Below are 14,243 nucleotides of genomic sequence, written 5' to 3' on the forward strand. Positions count from 1 at the left end.
CACACGGCGCGCACACCGCGCTCACAGCGCGAGCCGGGCCGGGTCGGCGGCGGCGACGGCGGCCGGCGCCGCCAGCTCCCAGCCCGCCGCGTACGCCGCGGCGAACTCGTCCTCGCCCAGTGCGGCCCGGCCGCGGTGGGTGAGCTCGCGGACCTGCGGATCGGTGCGGTCGTGCGCACCACGCAGCCGGGCGGCGACGCCGAGCAGCTCGGCCGACTCCCGCGGCCGCCCGCGTGCTTCGGCGAGCGCGGCCGTGTGCACCGTCACCAGCGACAGGATCGGCAGGTCCCGGGCCGCCAGCGCCGCCGCGTACGCCGCTCGCCCGGCCTGGTCCGCGCCGGCTGGGTCGCCCAGGGCCAGGCAGAGCGCGGACCGCGCGCCGGCGATCAGCGCCCGGGCGTGGTCGGAGGGGAATCCCGTGTCGACGAGCAGCCGGTGTTCGGCGTCGTCGAGCAGGGCACCCGCCCCGGCCAGGTCGCCCAGGCGCACGCGCAGGCCGGCCTCCCAGCCGTCGATCAGGACGGGTGTTTCCGCCGCCGACGCGCGCAGCAGCCGCTCCCGGACCGAGCCGATCACCGCCAGCGCCCGGCCGGTTTCGCCGCGCCGGATGTGCAGGTCGATCCAGCGCAGGTCGTTGTAGAGCTGGTCGCCGAGGCTGAGCGTGCCGAACTCGCCCGCCAGCGCCTGGGCCTCGCGCAGGTCGGCCAGCGCGCCGTCGAGCTCGTCGTAGCGCCTCAGCTGGGCCCGCATCGGCAGCGTCGCCGCCTGGCCCCACCGGTCGCCGGCCCGCCGGAAGCCGGCCAGCGCCGCCGCCACGTGGACGCCGACCCGGTCGAGCTCGCCCGAGTTTTCGGCGATCTCGGCCTGGAACATGTGGGCCAGCGCCGACAGCCACCCGTCGTCGCCGTCGGCCAGCTGCCGGAAGATCGCGAGTGCGGACTCGTCGCCCAGCAGGAAGAGCAGCATCGGGCCGAACACGCGGTAGTGGCCGGGCAGCCGCGGGTGCGCCAGCAGCCGTCCGGCCAGCTCGCGCATCTCCGCCCGGTCTTCCGCCGCTTCCCCGGCGGTGATCCCGGACATGATGTCCGCGCGGCTGAGCAGGTGGGCGGCCCGGGCGCAGTCCCGCTCGGGCGCCGGCTCGCCGCCGGGCACCGCCAAGGCCTCGCCCAGCCAGTAGCCGGCGTCGGAGTCGCGGCCGAACATCTGCCAGTACCAGGTCAGCGCGAGGGCCAGCGCGATCGCGGCGGCGGAGTCGTGGGTGGCGCACAGGTGACGCAGGGCGGCGAGCGCGTTGTCGTACTCGGCGCCGATGACCGCCATGGCCGCCAGCTGGCCGGGGCCGCGCAGCTCGGCGTCGTGGCGGGCGATCAGCACGGTGAAGTGGGCGGCGGCCAGGTCGCGAACCGGGCCGAGGTCGCCGTCGAGGCGTTCGATGCCGTACTCGCGGATGGTTTCGAGCATCCGGTAGCGGCCGGTGCCGGGCGCGAGCTGCAGCAGCGACCGGTCGACGAGGGCGGCGAGCAGGTCGGGGACCTCGCCGGCGGGCACGCCGGTGCCCGCGCAGACGGCGGCGGCCGAGGCGGGCGTGACGCCGCCGGGCAGGACGGCGATCCGCTCCGCGACCGTGCGTTCGCGCTCGTCGAGCAGCTCCCAGCTCCACGCGATGACCGCACGCAGGGTGCGGTGCCGCGGCGGCGCGGTGCGGCTGCCGGTGGTGAGCAGCCGGAACCGGTCGGCGAGCCCGTCGGCCAGGCCGGGCAGCGACAGCGTCCGCAACCGGGCGGCGGCCAGCTCCAGGGCCAGCGGCAGGCCGTCCAGGCCGCGGACCACGCGCACGATGTCGGGCAGCGTGGTTTCGTCGACGGCGAAACCGGGGCGCACGGCGGCGGCCCGCTCGGTGAACAACCGCACCGAGGCCACTGCGCGGATGTCGTCGTCCGGCCCGGGCAGGGCGAGCGGCCCCAGCGGTACCAGTGCTTCGCCGTCCACGGCCAGGGGTTCGCGGCTGGTGGCGAGCACCCGCAGGGCGGGGCAGCGCGGCAGCAGCGTCGCGACCAGGTGGGCCACGGCGTCGATGAGGTGCTCGCAGTTGTCGATCAGCAGCAGGCTCTCCCGGCCGCCGAGTTCGCTGACGAGCACGGCCAGCTCGTCGGTTCCGGCGCGCCTGCGGGCGTCGAACACTGCGCTGCCGCGCAGGCCGATCCCGGCGAGCACGGCCGGCGCGACCTTCGCCGGTTCGGTGACGGAGGCGAGGTCGATGAGCCGGACGTCGTGGCCGTGCCGGCGGGCGGCCTCCAGCGCGAGCCGGGTCTTGCCGGCGCCACCGGGCCCGAGGACGGTGACCAGGCGTCCGGTCGTGAGCAGGGCGGAGACGCGCGCGAGGTCGTCGTCGCGGCCGATGAAGCTGGTCAGCGGCGCGGGCAGGGGAACGGGCCGGACCCGGTCCGGGGCCGGGGCGGGGTGCAGCAGCCGGAGGTGGCGTTCCCGCAGGGCGGTGCCCGGGTCGGCGCCGAGGGCGCCGGCCAGCGTCCGGCGGACCCGCTCGTAGACGGTCAGCGCTTCGGCCTGACGTCCCTGCGCGGCGAGCGCGTCCATCAGCAGGGCCGCCGCCCGTTCGTGCGCCGGGTGCTCGGCCAGCAGCCCGGTCAGCCGGGCGGCGGCCGGCTCGGCGCGTCCCAGCGACAACTCGGCTTCGGCGAGGTCGGCGACGGCCTCGATCGACAGCCGGGCCAGCCGGGTCGCCACCGCCGGGGCGACGGCGGCGATGAGCGCGGGCTCGCCCCACAACGCCACCGCCTCGGCGAGGGCGGCGCTCGCGGCTCCGGCGTCCCCGGCCCGCAGCCGCTCCCGGCCGGCCGCGGTGAGCTGCTCGAAGCGCAGGGCGTCCACGTCGGCCACCGCCAGCCGGTAGCCGCCCGCGACCTGCACGAGCAAGCCGTCGGCCGGGGCGAGGGTGCGGCGCAGCCGGGAAACGAGGGTCTGCAGGGCGGAGGCGGTACCGGACGGCGGTTCGGCGCCCCACACCGCGTCGACCAGCACGCCCGGCTCGACCGCGCGGCCCCCGGCGAGCGCCAGCCGGACGAGCAGCGCCCGCAACCGCGCGCCCGGGACGGGCAGGACCGTTTCACCCCGGGACACCTGGAACGTGCCCAGCAGCGTGATGCGAAGCCCGTCCATGCCCCGATCTTCGCGCGCCCGGCCGCGTGGCCTCAACGAGGGCGGCCGTGTGAGCGCGGTGTGCGTCCCGTGTGCGCGGCCCACCGCAGCCTTCGGCGGTCAGCACGACCACGGGAGGCAACAGATGACCGACACGAACATCGGCTGGGTCCGCAGCTGGGGCGCCTCGCCCCAATCGCCGTACGGCGGGCTGGGCTCGCTCGACGACCACCCGCCCTTCGCCGACGTGACGCTCCGCCAGGTGGTGCGGCTCAGCGGCGGCGGACGCCGGGTGCGCGTCCGCTTCACCAACGAGTTCGGGACCGCGCCGGTCACCATCGGCGCGGCGCAAGTGGGCTTCGCGGTGCCCGGCGGCGGCGTGCGGGACGGGCGCGTGCTGACGTTCTCCGGTGCCACCGCTGTCACCATTCCGACGGGCGCACCGATGCTGAGCGATCCGGTGGACCTGCCCGCGGCGGCGTTGACCGAGCTGTCCGTCAGCCTCTACCTGCCCGGGCGCGTGGACACCTGTACGTGCCACGAACCCGTCTTCGACACCGGCTGGACGATCCCGGGCGACGCCGTCGCGGCTTCGTTGCTGCCGACGGACGCCACGGTCCTGCCGGTGCGGGCGCTCATCTCCGCGGTCGACGTGGTCCCCGACGCTCCGGCCTCGGCCGTCGTCGTGGTCGGCGACTCGCGCACCGACGGCGCCGGGTCCACTCCGGACACCCACCACAGCTGGCCGGAGCTGCTGGCCGCGCGGGGCGCGGGTTTCGTCGTCAACCAGGGCATCAGCGGCAACCGGCTGCTCAACGAAGGCGTCGGGGCCGCGGTCCTGGCCCGCTTCGACCGGGACGTGCTGGCGACGCCGGGCCTCGGCTGCGTCGTGTTGTCCGTGGGCGGCAACGACCTCGCCATCTCCTTCGCCCCACGCGACGACGGTCCGCTCGCCGACTTCCTGAAGGTGTTCCCCGGCGCCCCGGTGACGGCGGACGACGTCATCGCCGGCTACCGGCAGCTGGTGACGCGGGCGCGTGACCGCGGGGTGCGGGTCTACGCCACCACGATCGCGCCCTTCGAAGGCGCCGACGCCTTCACCCCGGGGTGCGAGATCGCACGCCAGGTGGTGAACGAGTGGATCCGCACCGGCGGCGAGTTCGACGCGGTGCTGGACTTCGACGCCGTCTGGCGCGACCCGGACCACCCCGGCCGGATCCGGGAGGATTTCCACTCCGGTGACCACCTGCACGGCAGCGACGCGGGCTACCGGGCACTGGCCGGCTCGATCGACCTGGCGCTGTTCGGCTGATCCCGACCCGGCGGCGATCTCCGGAAAACCGGGACGCCGGCCGGGTGAACGCGGTCACCATGGCGGGATGGCGTTCACCGAACCCCCCGATCCCGGTCAGGCACGCACGCTGGCCGAGCTCATCGCGCAGCTGCGGCTGCTCAAGGCGTGGGCGGGCGGCCCGTCGTACGCGCAGATCGCCGAGCGCGTCAACCGGCTCTGGACGGCTGCCGGGCGGCCGCCCGGCGAGCGCACCGCCCGCACGACCGTCGCCGACTGCTTCAAGACCGGCCGGGCGCGGCCCAACACCGATCTGCTGCTGGCCGTCGTCGAGGTGCTGCACCCGGACCCGGGTTACGTCGGCGACTGGCAGCACGTGCTGCGGGTGGTCCGCGGCCGCGCGGAGGCGGCGACCTTCGTCCAGGCGCAGCTCGGCCTGCCGGAGGCGGTCGCGCACTTCACCGGCCGCCGGGCGGAACTCGCGCGGCTGGGTGCGGTGCTCGGCGACGGCGCGGGCGGGCGGGTGGCGGTGATCGCGGGCATGGCCGGGGTCGGCAAGACCGGGCTGGCGATCCAGGCCGGCCACGAGTTCCTGCGCACGGGCCGGTGCGCAGGAGCGCTGTTCGTGAACCTGCGCGGGTTCGACCCCGACCCCGGCCGGCCGCCGGTCGATCCGGCCGCCGCGCTCGACTCGTTCCTGCGGTTGCTCGGCGTGCCCGGGCACGCCATCCCCGCCGACCTGGCCGGCAAGACGCGGGTCTACCAGGAACGATCGGCCGGGCGGCGCCTGCTGGTCGTCCTCGACAACGCGGGCAGCGAGGAGCAGATCTGCCCCCTGCTGCCCGGCGAGCGGGGCGGCCCGGTGCTCGTCACCAGCCGCCTGGTGTTCGCCGGGCCGGCCGGGGCCACGCCGGTGCCCTTGGACGTGCTGAGCCCGGACGACGCGCTCGCGTACCTGCGGCGCACCGTCGGCGCGGAGCGGGTCGACCAGGCACCCGCCGTGGCCCGGCGGATCACCGCCGAACTCGGCCGGCTGCCGCTCGCATTGAGCCTCGCCGCGCTGTGGATGACCGCGCCGGCCCACCGGCCGTGGCTGCTGGCCGACCACCTCGAGCGGCTCGAGCAGCGGCGCGCGCACCTGCGGCTCGACAATGCCGTGGACGCGTCGATCAGCCTGTCCTACGACCAGCTCGCCGAGCCGGAGCGGCGGGTCTTGCGGCTGCTTGCGTTGCACCCCGGCGCGGACCTGGACGCCTACGGCATCGCCGCGCTCGCCGGTACCGGCCTGGCGGAGGCGACCCGGATCGTGGACCGGCTCGTCACCGCGCACCTGGTGCGGCGCGGCGAAGCGGGCCGGTTCGAGCTGCACGACCTCATCCGCGCGTTCGGGATGGCGCGGGCCGAGGACGAGGACGCCCCCGCCGGCCGGAAGGCCGCGCTGACGAGGTTGCTCGGCTACTACACCTTCGCCACGGCCACCGCGATGGACGAGTACGCGCCGCGGATGCGGGCCTACCGGCCGCGCGTCCCCGACCCCGGCCTGCCGATCCCGCCGCTGACCGATCGCGAGCCGGCGACCGCGTGGCTGGACGCCGAACGCGCCAACCTCATCGGCGCCGGTGTCCACGGGGTGCCGTCCGGCCACGCGGGTCTGCTGTCGCGGCTGCTGTTCCGGTACCTGCAGACCGGCGGCTACATCAGCGAAGCGCTGGTCCTGCACGCGAGCGCGGCGGAATCGGCCGACCCGGCCGCCCGCGGGCACGCGCTGGTGAGCCTCGCGGCCACCCACAGCCAGGTCGGCCGCTACGAGGTGGCGACGCGGTACGCCGAGGAGGCTTTGGACTGCCTCCGCGGCGCCGGAGACCGCTCCGGCGAGTGCCGGGCGCTCGGCACGCTTGGCGCGATCGCGTCCTGGAACGCCGACTTCGTGCGGTCGGCGGGGTTCCTGCGGGAGGCGTTGACGCTGGCCCGCGAGCTCCGCGACCGGGCCGGCGAACGGACCGCGCTGACCAACCTCGGTTTCGTCTACGGCCGGCTGGGCTGGTACGCCGAGGCGCTGGAGAGCCACCGGAAAGCGCTGGCCATCGACCAGCAGACCGGCGACCTGTGCGACACGGGACGCACCCTGCTCAACATCGGCGACACGCATCTGCGTTCGGGCGGTCCCGCGCAGGCCTGCGGCTACTTCCGCCGCGCCACGGCGATCGCCGAGCAGACGGGCGACCGCGACCTGCACGTGGAAGCGTTGCTGTGCCTCGCGGACGCGTCGATGGAACTGGGCCGGACGGAGCACGCGCGGACGACGCACGAGTGCGCGCTGGCCATCGCGGTGGAGCTGGGGAGCCTGCACGCGGCGGCCCGGGCGCACACGGGCCTGGCCCGGGCGCTGACCGCCTTGGGGGACCCGGAGCGTGCCCGGCCGCACTGGCTCGCGGCCCGGGAGCACCACCGGGAGCTGGCGCTGCCGGAATCGGCGGAGATCGCCGCGGGAGTGGAGTGCTCGGTGGCGGCCGGCGGGTGACGGGGGGCCGCGGAATGGGTGGCAGGCGCGGGCGGGGCCTGCCGGAATCGACGGATATCCCCGCAGGTGCGGGCTATTCCGTGGCCGCCGGGCCGAGTCGGCGTCCGGGTTCGTCCGGGATTGCTGCCCGCGGCCGCACCGGCCGCGATGCTCGCAGCCGGTGCGGGATCGCGGTAGCGCGTCCCACACCGCGGACACACTCACCGTCGAAGGGAAAAACCATGGGGCGCCTGATCGACCGCGTGCTGAACCGGGTGGTGCCCACTGCGAAGGCCTCCGCCTGCAGTGGCCTGTACTTCTGCAACGCCCAGGGCCACCCCGGCTACTGGTACCGGTTCTGCTGCCCGCAGACCGGTTGCGAGTGGTCGAAGGTCCGCAGCAGCTGCTGATCCGATCCGAGCGTGCCGGGTGGTGTCCGCCGCCTTCCCCGCGGACACCACCCGGTGTGGATGGAGTGCCATGGAGTACCTGCGGGCCGCCGGCGCGGCACTGATCGCCGTGGTGTTCGCCGCCTCGGCCTTTTCGAAGCTGCGGGACTTCCGCGGGTTCGCGCGCTCGGTGCCCGCGCTGGTGCCGATGCCCGCGAAGTGGGTCATGCCGGTGTCGGTGGCCGTCGTGGTCACGGAACTCGCTTCCGCGGTCCTCGTGCTGGTCACCCCGACGGCCGGCTTCGTCCTCGCCTCGGCGTTGCTGCTGGCCTTCACCGCCGCCATCGCCGCGTCCCTGCGACGCGGGCGGCATGCCCCGTGCCGCTGCTTCGGCGCGACCGAAACCCCGATCGGCCCGCGTCACCTGGCCCGCAACACCCTGCTGATCTGCTTCGCCGTCCTCGGTGCGCTCGCGCCGGAGCACCAGCCACCCGTCGCGGGGGCCGCCGTCGCCTTCGCCGCCGGTGTGGTGGTGGCCGTGCTCGTCATCGCCATGGACGACATCGCCGTCGTGTTCGCAAGGAGTTCCTGATGCCTTACGTCGTCGCCACCCTGGTGCTGCTGGGCCTGATGTGCCTGCTGAACCTGCTCCTGACCGTCGGGATCCTGCGCCGGATGCGGGCCCAGCCGGCCGGGATGTCCGAGCCGCCCTTCGTGCTGCGCCCCGGTTCGGCGATCGGCGAGTTCGCCGTCACCACGACCGCCGGCGAGCCGCTCACCCTCGCTGGGCTCCAGGGCACGGTGGCGTTCTTCTCCGCCGACTGCGCCGCCTGCCACGAGACCCTGCCGGACTTCCTCGCCTACGCCCGCGCCCAGGGCCGCGACAACGTCTTCGCCGTCTTCGGCGGCGACGAGCCGGACACCGTGCGCGCGCTCGCCGAAGTCGCCCACGTGGTGACGGCCGAACTCGACGGCGGCCCGGTCGCCGCCGCGTTCCGCAACACCTGGACGCCCGCGTTGTACGTGGTGGCGGACGGGCGGGTGACCGCGACCGCCGGCCGCGTGCACGAACTGCCCGTGCCCGCCGGACGGTGACCGTGGGCGAACCGGACCGCCGGATCGGCGCGGGCGAGGTCCGGGCGGCGGGCGCGGCCGCCGCCCGGCTGCTCTGGCGGTCCGGCCCCGCCCGGCTGCTGGGACTCGTGGCCATGACGGCGGCCGCGGCCACCGCCCCGATCGCCACCGCCTGGCTGACCAAGCTCGTCCTCGACCGGCTCGTCGAGCGCACCGGCGCGGTCGGCGGCCTCGCCGTGGCGCTGGTGCTGACCGGGCTCGCCGTCGCCGCGCTGCCGGTGGTCGTCCACTACGTCCGCGCGCAGATCGGCCGCGCGGCGAGCACGGTCGCCACCGACCGGCTGTTCGCCGCGCTGGGCCGCCAGGTCGGGTTGCGCACCTTCGAAAACCCGGCCTACCAGGACCGGCTGCGGCTGGCCCAGGAAAGCTGCGGCCGGATGCCGGAAATCGTCGACGGCGTCGGCGGCACGCTCAGCGGGACGCTTTCCCTGGCCGGGTTCCTCGGCTCGCTGCTCCTGCTGAGCCCGGCGATGACCGGCGTCGTGCTGGCCGCCGCGATCCCCGCCCTGCTCGCCGAGCTGCTGCTGGCCCGGCGCCGAGCCGCGGTGGAGTGGCGCATCGAGCGATTCACCCGGCGTGAGTTCTTCTACAGCCAGCTGCTCACCGGCATCCCCGCCGCGTCCGAAATCCGGCTGTTCGGCATCGGGGCGTTCCTGCGCGCGCGGCTGATGGAGGAGCGCCGCAGCGCCAACGAAGCCCAGCGTCGCATGGACGAACGGGAGCTGTGGACCATGGGCGGCCTGACGGCGCTGAGCGCGGCCGTCGCCGGGGCGGGGCTCTGGTGGGCGATCACGTCGGCGCGTGAGGGGTCGCTCAGCGCCGGCGACGTCTCGATGTTCGTGGCCGCCGTCGCCGGGGTGCAGGCCGCGCTGGGCACGCTGGCGTCGTCGATCGCCAACGGACAGGCCCGGCTGCTGTCGTTCGCCCATTACGTCGCCGTGGTCCACGCGGAACCCGATCTGCCGAGCGGGTCCGGCGACACCGTTCCCGCGCTGCGGCAGGGGATCGAGCTGCGTGACGTCTGGTTCCGGTACAGCGACGACCACCCGTGGGTGCTGCGCGGGGTCGACCTCACCATCCCGCACGGCGCCGCGGTGGCCCTCGTCGGTCTCAACGGCGCGGGCAAGAGCACGCTCGTGAAGCTGTTGTGCCGCATGTACGACCCGACGCGCGGGCAGATCCTCTGGGACGGCACCGATCTGCGCGACCTGCCGCCCGCCTCGCTGCGCGACCGGATCAGCGCCGTCTTCCAGGACCACATGAACTACGACATGACCGCAGCCGAGAACATCGGGCTCGGCGAGCTGTCCGCGCTGGACGACCGGGCCCGGCTGGTGGAAGCGGCGACCCGGGCGGGCGCGCACGAGCGGATCGCCGCCCTGCCCAGGGGCTACGACACGCCGCTGACCCGGATCTTCGAGATCGGCACCGAGGACACCTCGGCCGGCGTGGTGCTTTCCGGCGGGCAGTGGCAGCGGCTGGCGCTGGCGCGCTCGCTCGTCCGGGAGGGCCGGGACCTGATGATCCTCGACGAGCCGAGCTCCGGCCTCGACCCGGAGGCCGAACAGGAGGTGCACGCGCGCATCCGCGAGCACCGGCAAGGCCGGACGAGCCTGCTCATCTCGCACCGGCTGAGCGCGGTGCGCGACGCCGACCGCATCGCCGTGCTCGAGGGTGGCCGGGTCACCGAGCTGGGCACGCACGAGAGCCTGCTCGCCACCGGTGGTGGTTACGCGCGCCTGTTCCGCCTGCAGGCCGACGGTTACCAGGCGGTGTCGTGAAGGGACCGGTTTTCGTCGGCTTGCTCGCGGCCGCCGGGATTTTCGTCGTCCGCCGCCGGCTGATCCTGACCACAGTGGACGGTTCGAGCATGGCCCCGGCGTTGCTGTCCGGCGATCGGGTCCTGGTGCGCCGGACCCGCCGCCCGCGCTGCGGCCAGGTGGCCCTGCTGCGCTTTCCGCGGCTGCCGAGCGGAGCGCCGGTGGGGAACCAGTTGCTGCTCAAGCGCGTGGTGGCGGTGGCGGGCGAGCGCATCCCGCCCGGCTGGGCCGACCCGGACGCGCACGGCCTCGGCGGCGAGGTGGTGCCGGGCGGCTGCGCCGTCGTGCTGGGCGACAACCGGCCGGCCAGCTGGGACTCCCGGCACTACGGGTTCGTGCCGCGGGAGCGGATCGTCGGCGTGGTGGTGCGCCACGTCTCCCGCGGGTGAACCGGCCCGGAGGTCCGGTCGCCTCCGGGCCGCGGTGAGCTCAGCGGCGGCCGCTGATCGTGCTCGCGCCCGCGTAGCGTGCTTCGGAGCCGAGCTCTTCTTCGATGCGGATGAGCTGGTTGTACTTGGCGGTGCGGTCGGCGCGGGACAGCGAGCCGGTCTTGATCTGGCCGCAGTTGGTGGCGACCGCGAGGTCGGCGATCGTGGTGTCCTCGGTTTCGCCGGAGCGGTGGGACATGACCACGGAGTAGCCCGCCTTGTGGGCCGTTTCGACGGTGGTCAGGGTCTCGGTGAGGGTACCGATCTGGTTGACCTTGACCAGGATCGAGTTCCCGATGCCGCGTTCGATGCCGTCGGTCAGCAGGTGCACGTTGGTGCAGAAGACGTCGTCGCCGACGAGCTGGACGCGTTCGCCGATGGTGTCGGTCAGCTGCTTCCAGCCGGCGTAGTCGTCCTGGGCGAGACCGTCCTCAATGGACACGATCGGGTAGCGGGCGGTGAGTTCGGCGAGGTAGCCGACGTGCTCTTCGACGCTGCGCTTGCGGCCTTCGCCGGTGTAGTCGTAGACCTCGCCGGTGTAGAACTCCGACGCGGCCGGGTCGAGCAGCAGGGCGATGTCCTCGCCGGGGGTGTAGCCGGACTGCTCGATGGCCCGCAGCACGAACTCCAGCGCCTCGTCGGCCGAGCTGAGGTTGGGCGCGAACCCGCCTTCGTCGCCGACGTTGGTGCTGTGCCCGGCGTCGTGCAGGGACTTGCGCAGCGTGTGGAACACCTCGGAGCCCATCCGCACCGCCTCGGCGAACGTCGTCGCGCCGACCGGGCCGATCATGAACTCCTGGAAGTCGATCGGGTTGTCGGCGTGCGCGCCGCCGTTGATGATGTTCATCATCGGCATCGGCAGCAGGTGCGCGAACACGCCGCCGGCGTACCGGTACAGCGGGAGACCGTGGGCGGCCGCGGCCGCCTTGACCACGGCGAGCGAGACGCCCAGGGTGGCGTTCGCGCCGAGCCGGGCCTTGTTCGCGGTGCCGTCCAGCTCGATCAGCGCGCGGTCGACCGTCGCCTGCGCCTCGGCGTCCAGGCCCACGATGGCCTCGGCGATCTCGGTGTTGACCGCGTCGACGGCCTTGCGCACCCCTTTGCCGTGGAACCGGGTCTTGTCCCCGTCCCGCAGTTCGACCGCTTCCCGGGTGCCGGTGGAGGCACCCGAGGGCACCGCGGCCCGGCCGCGCGAACCGTCCGCCAGTTCGACGTCGACCTCGACGGTCGGGTTGCCCCGGCTGTCCAGCACTTCGCGGCCCTTGACACCGACGATGGCAGTCATCGCACTCCTCGTGAAGTTCGTCGAGCGGGAGCGGCGCCACGGTGAGCCGCGAGACGTGGCGAGGCTAGCAGAATTTACTGAATCGATCCCGAAAAATTTGTGGCCGCGATCGTCACCGCCGGGCGGGGAGCCGGACCGTGACGAGGAGGCCGCCGGCCGGGCGGGGAGCCAGCTCGAGCATCCCGTCGTGGGCCCGCACGATGCTGTGCACGATCGCCAGCCCGAGGCCGACGCCGTCGTGCTCGTCGGTGCGTGTCCGCCGGGTGCCGCGCTGGAAGGGCTCGGTCAGGGTCGGGACCAGCTCGGGCGGAAGCGGCCGGCCGGTGTTCTCGACCAGCAGCACGCTCGCGTAGCGCCGTTGCTCGGTGTGGACGGTGACCGTGCCGTCCGGGACGTTGTGCACGATCGCGTTCTGGACGAGGTTCGTCGCCATGCGCAGGAGCAGCGCGACCGAACCGCTCGCGTGGACCGGCTTGCCGGTGACGTCGAGCGTGATCCGGCGCTGTTCCGCCAGCGGCAGCAGCGTTTCGGCGGCTTCTTCGGCGACCAGGGACAGGTCGACGGGCTCGCGGGTGAAGTGCCGCCGGTCGCTGCGGCTGAGCAGCAGGAGGGCCTCGGTGAGGTCGATCGCCCGCGTGTTCACCGTGCGGAGCCGGGCGATGAGCTCGCCCCGTTCGTAGGTCGGGTCCCGGCCGGCGACGTCGAGGATGGCCTGCGAAACGGCCAGCGGGGTGCGCAGTTCGTGGGAGGCGTTCGCGGCGAACCGCTGCTGCTCGCCGACCTGGGATTCGAGTCGTGCGAGCATCGTGTCGAAGACGTCGGCTAGCTCGCGGAACTCGTCGGCGGGGCCGGTCAGGCGGATGCGGTGGGACAGCGACCCGTGCGCGGCCAGCCGGGCGGCGTCCGCGATCCGGGTGAGCGGGGCGAGCATCCGGCCGGCGAGGAGCCAGCCGCCCAGGAGCCCGAACAGCAGCAGGAAGCCGAGCGCGATGGCCGCGGAGCGAGCGAACATGCGCGTGAGGAGGTACCGGTTCGGAGCGATCCCGAGCAGGCCCTGGTCGTTGTCCGGCACATAGCGCAGCAGCGACACCTGCACGACGGCGAGCAGCACCCCGCCGGCGAGCATGAGGAACCCGGCGTAGCTGATGGTGAGTTTCAGCCGCGCGCTGAGCCCGGAGCGCCTGTGCACGGGCGGATCGTAGGCAGCGCGGGATATCGCTGGCATATTGTTCTTCGTGATCAAGCCGAACGGTGTCCCGGACCTCGGTCCCGTGCCGCAGCGCCGCATCGTCGGCCCTGATCTGGTGCGCCGGTTGATCGGCGAACAATTCCCGCGGTGGGCGGATCTCCCGGTCCGGCCGGTGTCCCGCGGCGGGTGGGACAACTGCACCTTCCACGTCGGCGACGAGCTGGTGGCGCGGCTGCCCAGCGCGGCCGAATACGCCTTGGCGGTCGGCAAGGAACAGCGGTGGCTCCCGGTGCTCGCTCGCCGGTTGCCGCTGCCCATCCCGGTCCCGCTGGCGAACGGGCGGCCCGGCGCGGATTACCCTTTTCCGTGGTCGGTTCACCCGTGGCTCGACGGCGAACCCGCTACCCCCGGCCGGATTTCCGACCCCGTCCGCTTCGCCGCCGACCTGGCCGGATTCCTGGCCGCCCTGCGGGACGTCGAGGCCACCGACGGGCCCCAGCCGGGCAAGCACAACTGGTTCCGCGGCGCCACCTTGCGGACTTACGAGCCGCAGGCCGAGCGCGCGCTCACGGCGTTGCGCGGCCGGATCGACACCGGCCTGGCCCGCGAGATCTGGGCGGCCGCGCTGGCCGCGCCCTGGGACGGCCGGGACGTCTGGTTCCACGGTGACGTCGCCGCCGGGAACCTCCTGCTCGCCGACGGGAACCTGACCGCCGTCATCGACTTCGGGACCTGCGGGGTCGGCGACCCGTCCTGCGACACGGCCATCGCCTGGACGCTGCTGACCGCCGACGGCCGGCGGGCGTTCCGCGAGCGCTTGTCCGTCGACGACGAGACGTGGGCGCGCGGACGCGGCTGGGCGCTCTGGAAGACGCTCGTGTCCGCGGCCCGGACCGGCGAGGAGGCCGGGGAAGCGCATCGCGTCCTCGGCGAAATCTTCGCCGAATACTCGACCGGCCGTTAATCCGTTGGCCTGCCGCCGATCCGTCGGCTACGGTCGGGCCGGCTTCGATCGATCCGTGAGGGGCACCATGCGCCAGATCCGCACCAC

At 74.2% G+C, this 14,243-nt stretch carries 11 protein-coding genes; 8 read left to right on the top strand and 3 right to left on the bottom strand.

All coding sequences use genetic code 11. The features are described from left to right. Nucleotides 1-21: 21 nt before the first annotated feature. On the bottom strand, nt 22-3,177 hold the full coding sequence (locus AB0M30_RS31495; protein WP_364591102.1) for a BTAD domain-containing putative transcriptional regulator: 3,156 nt from the start codon (nt 3,175-3,177) through the stop codon (nt 22-24). Between the two features lie 124 nt (nt 3,178-3,301). Here AB0M30_RS31495 and AB0M30_RS31500 point away from each other — a divergent pair, with 124 nt between their 5' ends. The 7 genes from AB0M30_RS31500 (at nt 3,302) to AB0M30_RS31530 (ending at nt 10,679) form a co-directional block, all read left to right on the top strand. Beyond that, nucleotides 3,302-4,468, top strand: a complete 1,167-nt coding sequence (locus AB0M30_RS31500) for a GDSL-type esterase/lipase family protein (protein ID WP_364591105.1) — start codon at nt 3,302-3,304, stop codon at nt 4,466-4,468. Nucleotides 4,469-4,535: 67 nt separating this feature from the next. After that, nucleotides 4,536-6,968 (top strand): tetratricopeptide repeat protein, encoded by a 2,433-nt coding sequence (locus tag AB0M30_RS31505; protein ID WP_364591108.1) that lies wholly within the window; start codon nt 4,536-4,538, stop codon nt 6,966-6,968. Between the two features lie 221 nt (nt 6,969-7,189). After that, nucleotides 7,190-7,357: a hypothetical protein gene (locus AB0M30_RS31510; RefSeq protein WP_014467740.1), complete on the top strand. Its 168-nt coding sequence runs from the start codon at nt 7,190-7,192 to the stop codon at nt 7,355-7,357. A gap of 70 nt (nt 7,358-7,427) precedes the next feature. Further along, nucleotides 7,428-7,928, top strand: a complete 501-nt coding sequence (locus AB0M30_RS31515; RefSeq protein WP_364591111.1) for a MauE/DoxX family redox-associated membrane protein — start codon at nt 7,428-7,430, stop codon at nt 7,926-7,928. Then, a complete protein-coding gene (locus AB0M30_RS31520) occupies nt 7,928-8,431 on the top strand; it encodes a TlpA family protein disulfide reductase (protein ID WP_364591113.1) in 504 nt (167 codons plus the stop codon). The genes AB0M30_RS31515 and AB0M30_RS31520 overlap by 1 nt, the downstream gene beginning before the upstream one ends. Before the next feature lie 2 nt (nt 8,432-8,433). Beyond that, the gene (locus tag AB0M30_RS31525; protein ID WP_364591116.1) at nt 8,434-10,251 is read left to right on the top strand and encodes an ABC transporter ATP-binding protein; all 1,818 of its coding nucleotides are present in this window, start codon (nt 8,434-8,436) and stop codon (nt 10,249-10,251) included. Beyond that, nucleotides 10,248-10,679 (top strand): S26 family signal peptidase, encoded by a 432-nt coding sequence (locus AB0M30_RS31530; protein WP_364591119.1) that lies wholly within the window; start codon nt 10,248-10,250, stop codon nt 10,677-10,679. Before AB0M30_RS31525 ends, AB0M30_RS31530 begins: the two co-directional genes overlap by 4 nt. Before the next feature lie 40 nt (nt 10,680-10,719). On the opposite strand, the gene eno is transcribed toward AB0M30_RS31530, so the two are convergent. Beyond that, nucleotides 10,720-12,003, bottom strand: coding sequence for a phosphopyruvate hydratase (gene eno, locus AB0M30_RS31535; protein ID WP_364591122.1), 1,284 nt, complete (start codon nt 12,001-12,003; stop codon nt 10,720-10,722). A gap of 112 nt (nt 12,004-12,115) precedes the next feature. Further along, nucleotides 12,116-13,192: a HAMP domain-containing sensor histidine kinase gene (locus tag AB0M30_RS31540; protein WP_364591125.1), complete on the bottom strand. Its 1,077-nt coding sequence runs from the start codon at nt 13,190-13,192 to the stop codon at nt 12,116-12,118. Nucleotides 13,193-13,238: 46 nt separating this feature from the next. On the opposite strand from AB0M30_RS31540, the gene AB0M30_RS31545 reads away from it, so the two are divergent. Beyond that, nucleotides 13,239-14,156: an aminoglycoside phosphotransferase family protein gene (locus AB0M30_RS31545; protein WP_364591128.1), complete on the top strand. Its 918-nt coding sequence runs from the start codon at nt 13,239-13,241 to the stop codon at nt 14,154-14,156. Nucleotides 14,157-14,243: the final 87 nt, after the last annotated feature.

The organism is Amycolatopsis sp. NPDC051716, from assembly GCF_040681595.1.
GTDB lineage: Bacteria > Actinomycetota > Actinomycetes > Mycobacteriales > Pseudonocardiaceae > Amycolatopsis.